We start from the raw sequence: 12,975 nt of genomic DNA on the forward strand, positions 1-12,975 counted from the left end.
CAGCCTAGATCGCGTACGAGCCGGGCCGGGACGCCGGACGACGCGCGGCGGCGAGCGCGTCGCCCACCATGCCGGCGGCGAGCGTGCCGCCGTCCTGGCCGTCGACGAGCAGGAACGCGCCCGTGCGGCGGGCCACGACGTACTCCTCGGCCGCGACCGGCGACGCGAGCCGCAGCGTCACGCGGCCGATGTCGTTGAGGTCGAGGCGCTCGGCAGGCTCGAGCTCGGCGGTGTCCAGGTCGAGCCGCCCGACGACGTCGCGCACCACGGCCTGCACCGTGCGGGTCGTGTGCTTGAGCAGCACCCGCGCGCCGGGCAACAGCGGGCGGTCGCTGAGCCACGCGACGGTGCCCTCGACGTCCTGCGTGACCTCGGGGGCCTCCGCGGCGGACGCGATGAGGTCGCCGCGCGCGACGTCCACGTCGTCCGCGAGGCGGATCGTCACGGACTGCGGCGCGAACGCCTCCGTGAGCTCCTCGCCGGACGCGAGCGAGTCGGCCGTGTCGATCCCGACGACGGTCGTGCGGCGACCCGACGGCAGCACCACGACCTCGTCCCCGACCGTCACGACGCCCGACGCCACCTGACCGGCGTACCCGCGGTAGTCGCGGTAGCGCTCGTCGGCCGCGGCCTGCGGGCGGATGACGACCTGGACGGGGAAGCGGAACGCCTCGGCCTCCGGGTCGTCGCCGGTGGGGAGCTCCTCGAGCAGCTCGAGCAGGCTCGGGCCGTCGTACCAGGGCGTGTTGGCGCTCGCCCGGTCCACCACGTTGTCGCCGACGAGCGCGGAGACGGGGAGGGTGTGGACGTCGCCGACGCCGAGCGACGTCGCCGCCGCGCGGATGTCCGCCGCGAGCTCCTCGTAGCGCGCCTCGCTGTAGTCGACGAGGTCGATCTTGTTGACCGCGACGACCACGTGCGGCACGCGCAGGAGGCTCGCGACCGCGAGGTGGCGGCGCGTCTGCTCGAGCAGGCCCTTGCGCGCGTCGATGAGCAGCACGACGACGTCCGCCGTCGACGCGCCCGTGACGGTGTTGCGCGTGTACTGCACGTGCCCGGGGCAGTCGGCGAGGATGAACGAGCGGCGCGCGGTCGCGAAGTACCGGTACGCCACGTCGATCGTGATGCCCTGCTCGCGCTCGGCGCGCAGGCCGTCGGTGAGCAGCGCGAGGTCGGCCGACTCGAGGCCGCGGTCCCGCGAGACGCGCTCGACGGCATCGAGCTGGTCGGCGAGCACGGACTTCGAGTCGAACAGCAGGCGTCCCACGAGCGTGGACTTGCCGTCGTCGACGGACCCCGCGGTCGCGAGGCGCAGCAGCGTGCCGCGGCGCGCGTCGTCGAGCGGCAGCGCCGCGTCCTCGGTGATGGTGCCGGTGCTGGTCTGGGTGCCCATCAGAAGTACCCCTCCTTCTTGCGGTCCTCCATGGCGGCCTCGGAGAGGCGGTCGTCGGCGCGGGTCGCGCCGCGCTCGGTGATGCGCGTCGCGGCGACCTCGGCGATGACGTCCTCGACACCCGTCGCGTCCGAGCGCACGGCGCCGGTGCACGACATGTCGCCGACGGTCCGGTAGCGGACCGTCTCCGTCCGCAGCGACGCGGCCTCGGTGTCGGTCCGGGGCAGGGAGTACGGCCCGACGGCGAGCAGCATCCCGTCGCGGTCGAACACCTCGCGCTCGTGCGCGTAGTAGAGCCCCGGGAGCTCGATGCGCTCGCGCGCGATGTAGCGCCAGACGTCGAGCTCGGTCCAGTTCGAGAGCGGGAACACGCGCACGTGCTCGCCCGGGCGGTGGCGCCCGTTGTAGAGGTTCCACAGCTCCGGGCGCTGGTTGCGCGGGTCCCACTGGCCGAACTCGTCGCGCAGCGAGAACACGCGCTCCTTGGCGCGCGCCTTCTCCTCGTCGCGGCGGCCGCCGCCGAACACGGCGTCGAACCGGTGGCCGGAGATCGCGTCGAGCAGCGGCTGCGTCTGGAGGGGGTTGCGCGTGCCGTCGGCGCGCTCGCGCAGGCGGCCGTCGTCCAGGTAGTCCTGCACGCTCGCGACCTCGAGCCGCAGGCCGAGGCGCTCCGCGGTCGCGTCGCGGTAGGCGAGCACCTCGGGGAAGTTGTGGCCCGTGTCCACGTGCAGCACGGGGAACGGCACCGGGCCGGGCGCGAACGCCTTGACCGCGAGGTGCAGCATCACCACGGAGTCCTTGCCGCCGCTGAACAGCAGCACGGGCCGCTCGAACTCGGCGACGACCTCGCGGACGATGTGGATGCCCTCGCTCTCGAGCGCGTCGAGCTGCGCGAGGCGGCGCCCCCCGGGCAGCGCCGTGGCGGGGACCGGCGCAGCCTCTGCGGAGGCGCCGGCAGGAGCACCGGCGGCGGAGCCCGGTGCGTCGGTCGTCAGGTCGATGGTCGTCATGCCCGTCCTCATACGTGGAGTCCGCACTCTGTCTTGTCGAGCCCCGCCCAGCGGCCGGCCCTCGGGTCCTCGCCCGGCGCGACGCGCCGGGTGCACGGCTGGCAGCCGATCGACGGGTAGCCGTCGTTCAGCAGGGGGTTGAGGATCACCTGGTGCCGTGCGGCGTAGGCGAGCAGGTCGTCGAACGACCATGCCGCGAGCGGGTTGATCTTCACGAGCCCGTTCTTCTCGTCGAACGTCACGAGCGGGGTGCTCGTCCGGGTCGGCGCCTCGTCGCGGCGCACGCCCGTGACCCACACCTCGTAGCCCGCGAGCGTGCGGTGCAGCGGCTCGACCTTGCGCATCTGGCAGCACAGCGCCGGGTCGCGACCGAACAGGTCCTTGCCGTGCGCCGCGTCCTGCTGGGCGACGGTGAGCTCGGGCCGGACGTCGACGATCGTCACGTCCATCTGCTGCTCGACGGCGTCGCGCGTCCCGACCGTCTCGGCGAAGTGGTAGCCCGTGTCGAGGAACAGCACGTCGACCCAGGGGATCTGCTGCGCCACGACGTGGGGGAGCACGGCGTCGGCCATGGAGCACGCGACGGCGACGGACGTGCCGAACTCGCGCGCCGCCCAGGCGATGACCTCCTCGGCCGTCGCCTCCGGGCGGGTGGCGCCCTCGACGCCGGGCGTGCCCGCGCCGTGCAGCAGCTCCTCGCCGCGCCGCGCGATCTCGCGCAGCTCGTCGAGCGACCGCTTGGGCCTGCCGTGCCGGGCACGCTCCGCGTGGTGCGCCGCCTTCGAGCTCTCGCGCTGCTCGGCCTTGGCCTTCGCCGCGGCGCGCAGCGCGGCCAGCGGGTCGGTGGTGCCCGACGGCCCTGAGGCAGCCGGTCCGCCGGCCGGCGCGGTCGTCACGCCCTGGTCCTCGCTCACTGGAGCGCCTCCTCGTCGGCTCGGTGCGCCCACTCGGCGAACGTCTCGGTCCCGTCCTTGTCCGCCTCGTACCGCCGGACGACGCGCTCGACGTAGTCGGGCAGGTCGGTCGCGGTGACCTTGAGGCCGCGCACGGTGCGGCCCATCCCGGCCAGCTCGCGGTCGTCGGACGCCAGCCCCCCGCCCAGGTGGACCTGGAAACCCGGGACCTGCTCGCCGTCGTCGTCCATCACGAGCTGGCCCTTGAGCCCGATGTCCGCCGTCTGGATGCGCGCGCACGAGTTGGGGCACCCGTTGACGTGCAGCGAGAGCGGCTTCATGTGCGACAGGTCGCCGAGCCGCTTCTCGAGCTCGTCGATCGTGGCGGTCGCGGTGTCCTTGGTGTCGACGATGGCGAGCTTGCAGTACTCGATGCCCGTGCACGCGATGGTGCTGCGGCGGAACGGGCTCGGGTTGGCGTCGAGCCCGTTCGCCTTGAGCGTCGAGACGACGTGCTCGACCTGCTCGTCCGGCACGTCGAGCACGAGGAGCTTCTGGTGCGGCGTGAGGCGCACGCGGTGCGAGCCGACCGACTCGGCGAGGTCGGCGACGTTCGCGAGGACCGTCCCGGACACGCGGCCGACGTACGGCGCGGCACCGACGTAGTTGAGCCCGTCCTTCTGCTTGTGCACGCCCACGTGGTCGCCGGGCACCGGCGGCTTGGGGGCGGGCGGGCCGTCCGGCAGCGCGTACCCGAGGTACTCGGTCTCGAGGACCTCGCGGAACTTCTCGGGTCCCCAGTCGGCGAGGAGGAACTTGAGGCGCGCCTTGTTGCGCAGCCGGCGGTACCCGTAGTCGCGGAAGATCTGCACGACGCCGTGCCAGACGTCGGGCACCTGCTCCTCGGTGACGAACGCCCCGAGGCGCTCGCCGAGGCGCGGGTTCGCGGACAGTCCGCCGCCGACCCACAGGTCGAACCCGACGCCGAGCTCGGGGTGGCGGTGCGCGACGAACGCGACGTCGTTGATCTCGTGCACGACGTCCTGGCTCGGGTGCCCGGTGAGCGCGGTCTTGAACTTGCGCGGGAGGTTCGCGAGCTCGGGGACGCCGATGTACTTCTCGGTGATCCCCGCGACGGCCGGGCCGATGTCGATGAGCTCGTCGGCGGCGATCCCGGCGACGGGGCTGCCGAGGACGACGCGCGGGACGTCGCCGCAGGCCTCCGTCGTCTGCAGGCCGACAGCCTCCAGGCGGCGCCAGATCTCCGGGACGTTCTCGACCTCGACCCAGTGGAGCTGGATGTTCTGGCGGTCGGTGATGTCCGCGCTGTCGCGACCGAAGTCCTTCGAGATGTCCGCGATGACGCGGAGCTGCTCGGTCGTCAGCGCCCCGCCGTCGATGCGGACCCGGAGCATGAAGAACTTGTCCTCGAGCTCGTGCGGCTCGAGCGTCGCCGTCTTGCCGCCGTCGATCCCGGGCTTGCGCTGCGTGTACAGGCCCCACCAGCGGAACCGCCCGTGCAGGTCGTCGCCGGTGATGGAGTCGAAGCCCTCCCGCGCGTAGATCGTCTCGATCCGCTCGCGGACGGACAGCCCGCCGTCCTCCTGCTTCCACTTCTCGTTGCCGTTGAGCGGCTCGGTGCCGTCGATCTTCCACTGCCCGTTCGGCCGGGCGGCGCGCGCCGGGCGGGCGGGCCGCTCTCCGGCGGCACGCGCCGGGCGCTCAGGTCGGGCCGGGGTGGCGTCCGGCACCGTCGTGACCTGCGTCATCGGTGTTCCTCGAGTCCTCGTTCGGGGGCGGGGACGCGCGACGGCGAGCGCTCAGCGAGGGTGCGAGTGGCTGAGGACCGACGGCGCGCGCCGGTTCTCAGGGTTTCTCCGGGGAGAGGGGCGAGCCTGCGGGCTCGCGCTGAGTCGGGCGCGGTTCAGCGACAACAGCTGAGACACGTGTGCGCGCACGCCGGCATCCCGTGACGCGAGGTCACGAGGAGGGTGCGGGCTGCCGTGGTCATGCGCAGAACGATAGCCGCGGTCCAGCGTGGTGGACACCCCTCGTCCGTATGGTGGGAAACCGGAAATACTAGACCGATAGAGTCAAGTTTGTCCAGCAGGATGTCCGGTCCGCCGGAGGGTGGGGCGGGGAGTGCGGCGCGGCTCACCTTGTGCAAAGTTTCACGACAGTGGCGTCAGCAAATAGGATGACGGCATGGACTTCCTCTACAACGTCTTCGTCGCGCTGCACTTCATCGGGTGGGCCATCGTCCTCGGCGGCTACCTCGCGTCCCTGCGCTCGCCGGGCCTGTACAGGGGCGTCTTCCACGGCGCGCTCACCGCGCTCGTCGCGGGGATCGCCATGGTCGGGATCGGCGAGGCGTCCGTCTGGGGTGACGGCGGCCCGGACATGGCCAAGATCGGCGTCAAGCTGGTCATCGCCCTGGTCATCGCCGTCCTCGCGTTCGTCGCCAAGCGTCAGGGGGCCAAGGCGGCCGACGGCGCCGTGGCGCCGGGCGTCAAGCACGCCATCGGTGGTCTGACCCTCGTGAACATCCTCGTCGCGGTCTTCTGGAACTGACCGCAGCGACCCGGCCGGGGCCCGTCGACGGATCGTCCGTCGACGGGCCTCCATCGTCCCTGGGACGTTGACGCGGGACTAGGTGCATGGTCCACTAGTCGCATGGTCCTCCGATATCTCGTCCTCGGGCTCCTCACGGTCCGGCCCATGACGGGCTACGACCTCAAGCGCGCCTTCGACTCCTCCGTGCGCCACTTCTGGGCGGCCGACCGCTCGCAGCTCTACCGCACGCTCGCCGCGATCGTCGACGCGGGGCTGGCCGAGGTCGAGGTCGTGCCCCAGGAGAGCTACCCCGACCGGAAGGTCCACACGATCACCGACGCCGGCCGCGCGGCGCTGCGCGACTGGCTCGCCGCGCCGCTGGAGCCCGAGGACTCGCGCGAGCCCTTCCTCGGCCGCCTCTTCTTCGCGGACCAGCTCGACGACGACGGGGTCGCGACGCTCCTCGCGTCCCGGCGCGCGCTGGCGGAGGAGACGGTCGCGACGCTCACCGCCGAGGAGGAGCGGGTCGCGGCGGTCCTCGCGGGCGGTGGCCCTGACGCGGACCGCGTCCGCGGCACGCGCGGCCTCGCCCTGCGCCTCGCGACCCTGCGCCACGGTCTCGCGCACGCCCGGGCGGAGCTCGCGTGGCTCGACGAGACCGAGGGCGAGGTGCTCCCGTGAGCGCGCCGGACGCCGTCGTGCACCACCCCGCCACCCGCCCGGGCGCCCCGGGCACGGGCGAGCTGTCCGTCGTCCTGCTCCACGGCGGCAACGTGGCGTCGTGGATGTGGGAGCCGCAGGTGGAGCACCTCGCCGACCTCGACCTCTGGACGCCCGACCTGCCGGGCTTCGGGTCCCGTGCTGCGGAGGACGTCGAGTCGATCGGTGCCACGGCGGACGACGTTGCCGACCTCGTCGCCGCGCTGCCCGCGGGCCGGGCCGTGCACCTCGTCGGGCTGTCGTACGGCGGGGTCGTCGCCCTGCACCTCGCCGCGCGGCACCCGGGCCTGGTCCGCTCGGTCCTCGTGTCCGGCGCGGCGGTCGACGGCGTGCGCGGGTTCACCGGGGCGTTCGGGCGCGCGCAGCTCCGGGTCTGGGACCGGCGCTGGTACTGGGAGGCGCAGGCGCGCTCCTTCGGCCTCCCCGCGGAGGCGCGCGACCTGTTCGTCCGCTCCGGCCTCGCGATCCGCCGGGACAACATGGCCCGGACCGTCGAGGACGTCTATGACGGGTGCTGGCCGACGGGCATCGAGACCTCCGGTGCGCGCGTCCTCGCCGTCGCGGGCTCGCGGGACCTGCGCGCGGCCCGCTCCGCGCTCGGGACGATCGCGCGCCGGGTCCCGGACGCCGTCGTGCGCCTCGCGCCCGGGATGCACCACCAGTGGAGCGCGGAGGACCCGGACCTGTTCAGCGCGATGATCCGGTCCTGGGTGCTCGACGGCGCAGCGCACCCGCGGCTGGTGCCGCTCGCGGGGCGTGCGTAGCGCGCCCGACGTGCGAGGGTTTCCCCCGTGAGCGTCGGTGGAGAGGTCCTCGTCGGCCTGGCGATCCTGGTCGGTCTGGTCGGGATCGTCGTGCAGGTGCTGCCCGGGAACGTGCTCGTGCTCGGCGCGGTCCTCGTCTGGGCGATCGTCACGGGCGGCACCGCCGCGTGGGTCGTCTTCGCGGTCGCCGCGGTGCTCGTGGTCGCCGCCGAGGTGTCGCAGTACGTCCTCGCGGGTCGCCACATGCGCCGCGCGGACGTCCCCTGGTCGACCCTCGTGTGGGGCGGCGTCGCGGGCGTGGTCGGGTTCTTCGTCATCCCGGTGATCGGGCTCTTCATCGGCTTCGTCCTCGCGGTGTTCGTCGCCGAGCTGCTGCGCCGCCGCGACCGCCGCGCCGCGTGGCGCGCGACCGTCGCCGCGATGCAGGCCACGGGCATCACGATCCTGGTCCAGCTCCTGGGCGGCCTCCTCGCGGCGGCGACGTGGGGCGTGGGGCTCGCGATCACCTGACCGGTGGGAGTCTGATCAGCCGGGGATCTCCATCACGTAGAGCGTGTTCCCGTCGACGTCGCGCAGCGAGAACATCGGCGGGACGCCCTCCCAGCGCAGGAGCTCGCCGGTGCTCGCCCCGGCGTCGGTGAGCGCCGCGTGGTCGGCGGCCGCGTCGGAGGTCGCGAGGCGGATGCCGGTGTCGACGCCCGCGGGGACGCCGTCCCCGGCTGCGACGAGCGCGACGGACGTCGCCGAGCCCGGGGGAGCGACCTCGATCCAGCGGAACCCCTCCTGGAGCTCGCCGTCCATGCGGACCTCGAAGCCGAGCGTCCCCGTGTAGTACGCGAGCGCACGGTCCTGGTCGGTCACGGGGACCGCGACGGTGTGGACGCCGGTGAGGTGGGTCGTCGCCATGGTGTCTCCTTCGTGGTGAGGGGTGTTGCGGTCGTCACGGGGGGAGACCGCCGCGGACGGCACGACTCATCGGCGGGGCGGCACCGGGTGTGGGCGGGGGCGCCTAGGCTGGAGGGGCTATGGCTTCGCTCTTCGAGAACCTCCCGCTGCCCGGCCTCGACACGCTGTTCGACGGCCCGCGCGTCGACCACGGCGGCGAGTCCCGCCTCCCGCGGACCGCCCCGCGCTGGACCGACGACCCGGCCGTGCCCGACGGCGCCGGGTCGCCCGTCGGGGACGGCGCCCCGGGCGGGCCGGGGGGCACCGGATCGCCGTCGGGCACGGGGGAGCGCAAGGGCCGGTACGCCCACCTCGACCCCGACGCGCTGCTCGACGGGCTCAACCCGCAGCAGCGGGAGGCCGTCGTGCACGCGGGCGGGCCGCTGCTCATCGTGGCGGGTGCGGGGTCCGGCAAGACGCGCGTGCTCACGCACCGCATCGCGTACCTGCTCGCCACGCGCCGCTCGAACGCCGGGCAGATCCTCGCGATCACGTTCACGAACAAGGCCGCGGCGGAGATGCGCGAGCGCGTGGAGGCCCTCGTCGGGCCGGCCGCGCGGAACATGTGGGTCTCGACGTTCCACTCCGCGTGCGTGCGCATCCTGCGGCGCGAGGCCAAGACGCTCGGGCTCCGGTCGAGCTTCTCGATCTACGACGCCGCGGACTCGCAGCGGCTCATCACCCTCGTCACGCGCGAGCTGGACCTCGACCCCAAGAAGTACCCGGCGCGCTCGCTCGCGAACAAGATCTCGGACCTCAAGAACGAGCTCATCGACCCGGAGACCTATGCCCGGGACTCCGGCGCCCACGCGACGGACGACGGCCTCGCGGCGCGGGGCGGCCAGCACGGCGCGAGCGTGCCCGAGTTCGACCAGGTGCTCGCCGACGTCTACACGCGCTACCAGGCGCGGCTCGTCGCGGCCAGCGCGCTCGACTTCGACGACATCATCATGACCACGGTCAACCTGCTCCAGGCGTTCCCCGCCGTCGCGGAGCACTACCGCCGCCGGTTCCGGCACGTGCTCGTCGACGAGTACCAGGACACCAACCACGCGCAGTACGTGCTCGTGCGCGAGCTCGCGGGGGTCGGCGAGGACTCCGCCGCCACCGACGCCGCGACGAGCGGCACCGGCGAGGCGCAGGTCCCGGCGCTCGACCCCGCCGAGCTGACCGTCGTCGGCGACGCCGACCAGTCGATCTACGCGTTCCGCGGCGCGACGATCCGCAACATCCTCGAGTTCGAGGCCGACTACCCCGACGCGCGGACCATCCTGCTCGAGCAGAACTACCGCTCGACCCAGAACATCCTCTCCGCCGCCAACGCCGTCATCTCCCGCAACCCCGACCGCAAGCCCAAGCGCCTGTGGACCGACTCGGGCGCGGGCGCCAAGGTCATCGGCTACGTCGCGGACAACGAGCACGAGGAGGCGCGGTTCGTCGCGGAGGAGATCGACCGCCTCGGCGACTCCGACGGCGTGCGCCCGGGCGACGTCGCGGTGTTCTACCGCACCAACGCCCAGTCCCGCGCGCTGGAGGAGGTGCTCATCCGCGTCGGCCTGCCGTACAAGGTCGTCGGCGGCACGCGCTTCTACGAGCGCCGCGAGGTCAAGGACGCGGTCGCGTACCTGCGCGCGATCGACAACCTCGACGACGACGTCAACCTGCGCCGCGTGCTCAACACGCCCAAGCGCGGTCTGGGTGACCGGGCCGAGGGGGCCGTCGCGGCGCTCGCGGACCGCGAGCGGATCTCGTTCGGCGCGGCGCTCGCCCGGATCGACGAGATCCCCGGCCTGACGAACCGCACGCTCAACCCGCTGCGCGCGTTCGTCGAGCTCATGACCGGGCTGCGCGAGCTCGCGGAGTCCGGCGCGACGCCCTCGGACATCCTCGGCGCGGTCCTCGACCGCACCGGGTACCTCGCCGAGCTCCGCGCGAGCGACGACCCGCAGGACGCCACGCGCGTCGAGAACCTCGCCGAGCTGCACGCCGTCGCGACCGAGTTCACCGAGCTCGACCCCGAGGGCACGCTGTCCGACTTCCTCGAGCGCGTGTCGCTCGTCGCGGACGCCGACCAGATCCCCGCGGACGACGCGGACGAGGAGGGCGACGACGAGGAGAAGGAGGACCCGGGCGTCGTCACGCTCATGACGCTCCACACGGCCAAGGGCCTCGAGTTCCCGGTCGTGTTCCTCACCGGCATGGAGGACGGCACGTTCCCGCACATGCGGTCCCTGCACGACGACGCCGAGCTCGCCGAGGAGCGCCGCCTCGCGTACGTGGGCATCACCCGGGCGCGCGAGCGGCTCTACGTCTCGCGGTCCGCGGTGCGGTCGGCGTGGGGGATGGCGAACGAGTTCCCGCCCAGCCGGTTCCTCGAGGAGATCCCGGAGGAGCTGTGGGACTGGCGGCGGCGCGAGTCGTCGATGGCGACGCTGCGCGCGGGCGGGTCGGTCTGGGGCCGCGGCTCGGGGTCGTGGTCCGGTTCGCGGTCGGGGTCGGGGTTCGGGTCGGGGGCGCGGTCAGGGTCCGACGACGGGTCTACCATCCGCGGCCCTCGTTCCTCGGGCCGCTCCCGCCAGACCCGCCACGACCCGTCGTCGTCGGCCCCTGCCCGCGCCGCGTTCGGCTCGCCGTCCGGTGGGGCGAAGTTCGGGTCGGCGACGCCGCGGGCCGACGGGGACGTGCCGAACCTCGCAGTCGGGGACAAGGTGACCCACGACGCCTACGGGCTGGGGACCGTCGTCGCGCTCGAGGGCGCTGGCCCGAACGCGGTCGCGAAGATCGACTTCGGCGCCGACGGGACCAAGCGCCTCCTGCTGCGCTACTCGCCGGTGACCAAGCTCTGAGAGCGCCTCGGCGCCGAGACGGCGACCTCCGACCGAGGTAGCGACGTACCGGGTGCCGTGCACCGGGCTCTGAGCCGGGGGCCGCTCTCTCGGCGTGCGGGGGCTCGCCCCGCGAGTCAGCCGATCGCGCCGAGGGCGCGGTAGGCGACGACGAACGCTGCTGCCACGACGGCGGTGCCCCCGATGGCGATCGCGACCGGCAGCGCGCCGCGGAGCCGGCGCGCGAGCATGCCGCCGAGCAGGACGAGCGCGACGACGCCGATCACGACCCAGTAGGCGGCGCCCGTCGTCTCGACGACGGTCGTGAGCCCGTACACCGACTCGCCGACGCCGATGCCCGCGAGCACCGCGGTGCCGAGAGCGGCGTGGACGCCCGTGCGCCACAGCCACGCCGCCGCGACCCCCACGAACGGTCCGACGACCAGGCCGACCGCGCCGAACATCGTCGGGTCGTAGAAGAACCCGCGCAGGTCGGCGGCGACGGTGTAGCCGAGCACGAGCAGGACGAAGCTCGCGGCGCCCAGCACGGCGGCGTGCCACGTCCGGGTGCGCGGGTCGCGCGCGGACCAGGCGACCAGCAGCGCGGTGAGCAGCGTCCAGCCGCTCGCCGAGTTCGCGAACGGCGCCGCGGCGTCGGGCAGGAACCCCTGGGCGTACGACGTCAGGCCGCCCAGCAGGAAGCTCGCGACGAGGACGACAGCACCGCGCCGCCACGGGTGACCGGGCGACGCCGTGACCCCGACGGGTCGGGTCGGTGCCGACGGGCGGTCGTCGGCGCGGTCGGGGGGCGAGGTCGTCTCGGGCACGCCACGACGCTAGGCGGCCCGGGCCCGCCGGGCGTCACCCCGTCGTCGGGCACCGGGGCGGGAGGCGTCCTACCGTGGCAGGACGACCGAGCCCCGAGGAGCCTCCCGTGACCCAGCCGGCCGCCCGTCCCGCCCCCGCGCCCGCCCCCTGGCCCGACCTCGACGTGCGGCGGTGGGAGCCGACCCGCCGGCCGCTCCACCTGTTCACGCAGGTGATCGGCAAGGTCGTGCTCGACCTGACGCCGTTCCTCAACCACTGGTGGAACGTCGCGTTCCACGTGACGTCGCGCGGGTTCGTCACGCCCGTGATGCAGGTCGGCGACCGCGCGCTCGACGTCGAGATCGACCTCGTGGCGGAGCGCGTCGTGTTCCGCACGTCCGACGGGAGCACCGAGACGATCGCGCTGGGGCCGATGTCCGTCGCCGACTTCTACGCGCGGACGCTCGCGTGCCTCGACCGGCTCGAGGTGCCCGTGCGCGTGTGGTCGACGCCGCGCGAGATCCCCGACCCCGTGCCGTTCGAGCAGGACACCGCGGTCGGGGAGTGGGACGGCGACCGCACGCGGACGTGGCTCGCGACCGTGCAGCGGGTCGTCGCGGTGATGGAGCGGTTCCGCTCCGGCTTCTACGGCAAGTCGAGCGGTCCGCGCTTCTACTGGGGCGCGTTCGACCTGGGGCTCACGCTCTTCAACGGGCGGCCCTTCCACCAGCCGGACGACGTCGAGCCCATCTACCGCTACGCGGAGAACGCCGAGAACCTGGCCGTCGGCTACTGGCCCGGCGACCCGACGACGCACGCCGACCAGGTCTACGCGTACGCCTACCCGCAGCCGCCCGGGGTGACGGACCTCGACCTCGCGCCCGGGTACTGGGACCCGGGCCTGCGCGAGGCCGTGCTCCCGTGCGGGGTGCTGCGCGACGCGGCGGACCCCGACGCCGTCCTGCTCGCGTTCTTCGAGCGCTCCTACCGTGAGCTGGCGACGGCCGCCGGGTGGGACCTCGCCGCGTTCACGGGGCCGGTCCCTCCCGGCTGAGGGCAGCACGG

The 12,975-nt window shown here is 73.7% G+C and carries 12 protein-coding genes; 6 read left to right on the plus strand and 6 right to left on the minus strand.

What is annotated here, in order from left to right; translation table 11 throughout:
- Positions 1-4 precede the first annotated feature (4 nt).
- The 4 genes from JOE63_RS07590 to JOE63_RS07605 form a co-directional block, all read right to left on the minus strand.
- Entirely contained in the window at positions 5-1,393 is a 1,389-nt protein-coding gene (locus JOE63_RS07590) for a sulfate adenylyltransferase subunit 1 (protein WP_204540321.1), read from the minus strand.
- Entirely contained in the window at positions 1,393-2,403 is a 1,011-nt protein-coding gene (gene cysD / locus JOE63_RS07595; protein ID WP_087471375.1) for a sulfate adenylyltransferase subunit CysD, read from the minus strand. Before cysD ends, JOE63_RS07590 begins: the two co-directional genes overlap by 1 nt.
- An 8-nt stretch (positions 2,404-2,411) precedes the next feature.
- Positions 2,412-3,125, minus strand: coding sequence for a phosphoadenylyl-sulfate reductase (locus tag JOE63_RS07600; RefSeq protein WP_374059065.1), 714 nt, complete (start codon positions 3,123-3,125; stop codon positions 2,412-2,414).
- A 188-nt stretch (positions 3,126-3,313) separates the two neighbouring features.
- Positions 3,314-5,065 (minus strand): nitrite/sulfite reductase, encoded by a 1,752-nt coding sequence (locus tag JOE63_RS07605; protein WP_204540324.1) that lies wholly within the window; start codon positions 5,063-5,065, stop codon positions 3,314-3,316.
- Between the two features lie 436 nt (positions 5,066-5,501).
- On the opposite strand from JOE63_RS07605, the gene JOE63_RS07610 reads away from it, so the two are divergent.
- The 4 genes from JOE63_RS07610 (at position 5,502) to JOE63_RS07625 (ending at position 7,843) form a co-directional block, all read left to right on the plus strand.
- Complete coding sequence (locus JOE63_RS07610) at positions 5,502-5,867, plus strand: hypothetical protein (RefSeq protein ID WP_204540327.1); 366 nt, start codon at positions 5,502-5,504, stop codon at positions 5,865-5,867.
- 102 nt (positions 5,868-5,969) lie between these two features.
- The gene (locus JOE63_RS07615; RefSeq protein WP_204540329.1) at positions 5,970-6,530 is read left to right on the plus strand and encodes a PadR family transcriptional regulator; all 561 of its coding nucleotides are present in this window, start codon (positions 5,970-5,972) and stop codon (positions 6,528-6,530) included.
- Positions 6,527-7,333, plus strand: coding sequence for an alpha/beta fold hydrolase (locus JOE63_RS07620; RefSeq protein ID WP_204540332.1), 807 nt, complete (start codon positions 6,527-6,529; stop codon positions 7,331-7,333). Before JOE63_RS07615 ends, JOE63_RS07620 begins: the two co-directional genes overlap by 4 nt.
- Positions 7,334-7,360: 27 nt before the next feature.
- Complete coding sequence (locus JOE63_RS07625; protein ID WP_204540334.1) at positions 7,361-7,843, plus strand: DUF456 domain-containing protein; 483 nt, start codon at positions 7,361-7,363, stop codon at positions 7,841-7,843.
- Between the two features lie 15 nt (positions 7,844-7,858).
- Here JOE63_RS07625 and JOE63_RS07630 read toward each other — a convergent pair whose 3' ends face one another.
- On the minus strand, positions 7,859-8,239 hold the full coding sequence (locus tag JOE63_RS07630; protein ID WP_204540337.1) for a VOC family protein: 381 nt from the start codon (positions 8,237-8,239) through the stop codon (positions 7,859-7,861).
- A gap of 119 nt (positions 8,240-8,358) precedes the next feature.
- Between JOE63_RS07630 and pcrA the strand changes: the two genes are divergently transcribed.
- Complete coding sequence (pcrA, locus tag JOE63_RS07635; RefSeq protein WP_087471382.1) at positions 8,359-11,124, plus strand: DNA helicase PcrA; 2,766 nt, start codon at positions 8,359-8,361, stop codon at positions 11,122-11,124.
- 116 nt (positions 11,125-11,240) lie between these two features.
- Here the strand turns inward: pcrA and JOE63_RS07640 are convergent, their stop codons facing one another.
- Positions 11,241-11,930 carry a DUF6518 family protein gene (locus JOE63_RS07640; RefSeq protein ID WP_204540339.1) on the minus strand — a complete coding sequence of 230 codons (690 nt, stop codon included), beginning with the start codon at positions 11,928-11,930 and terminating at the stop codon, positions 11,241-11,243.
- A 107-nt stretch (positions 11,931-12,037) separates the two neighbouring features.
- Between JOE63_RS07640 and JOE63_RS07645 the strand changes: the two genes are divergently transcribed.
- On the plus strand, positions 12,038-12,964 hold the full coding sequence (locus tag JOE63_RS07645) for a DUF5996 family protein (RefSeq protein WP_204540342.1): 927 nt from the start codon (positions 12,038-12,040) through the stop codon (positions 12,962-12,964).
- Positions 12,965-12,975 lie beyond the last annotated feature (11 nt).

The organism is Cellulosimicrobium cellulans (genome assembly GCF_016907755.1).
Classification (GTDB): domain Bacteria; phylum Actinomycetota; class Actinomycetes; order Actinomycetales; family Cellulomonadaceae; genus Cellulosimicrobium; species Cellulosimicrobium cellulans_D.

Bases quoted from the DNA above. Each gene is read 5' to 3' on its own strand.
- JOE63_RS07610 (WP_204540327.1), top strand. From the start codon at position 5,502: ATGGACTTCCTCTACAACGTCTTCGTCGCGCTGCACTTCATCGGGTGG.
- JOE63_RS07590 (WP_204540321.1), bottom strand. From the start codon at position 1,393: ATGGGCACCCAGACCAGCACCGGCACCATCACCGAGGACGCGGCGCTG.
- JOE63_RS07605 (WP_204540324.1), bottom strand. From the start codon at position 5,065: ATGACGCAGGTCACGACGGTGCCGGACGCCACCCCGGCCCGACCTGAG.
- pcrA (WP_087471382.1), top strand. From the start codon at position 8,359: ATGGCTTCGCTCTTCGAGAACCTCCCGCTGCCCGGCCTCGACACGCTG.
- cysD (WP_087471375.1), bottom strand. From the start codon at position 2,403: ATGACGACCATCGACCTGACGACCGACGCACCGGGCTCCGCCGCCGGT.
- JOE63_RS07630 (WP_204540337.1), bottom strand. From the start codon at position 8,239: ATGGCGACGACCCACCTCACCGGCGTCCACACCGTCGCGGTCCCCGTG.
- JOE63_RS07615 (WP_204540329.1), top strand. From the start codon at position 5,970: ATGGTCCTCCGATATCTCGTCCTCGGGCTCCTCACGGTCCGGCCCATG.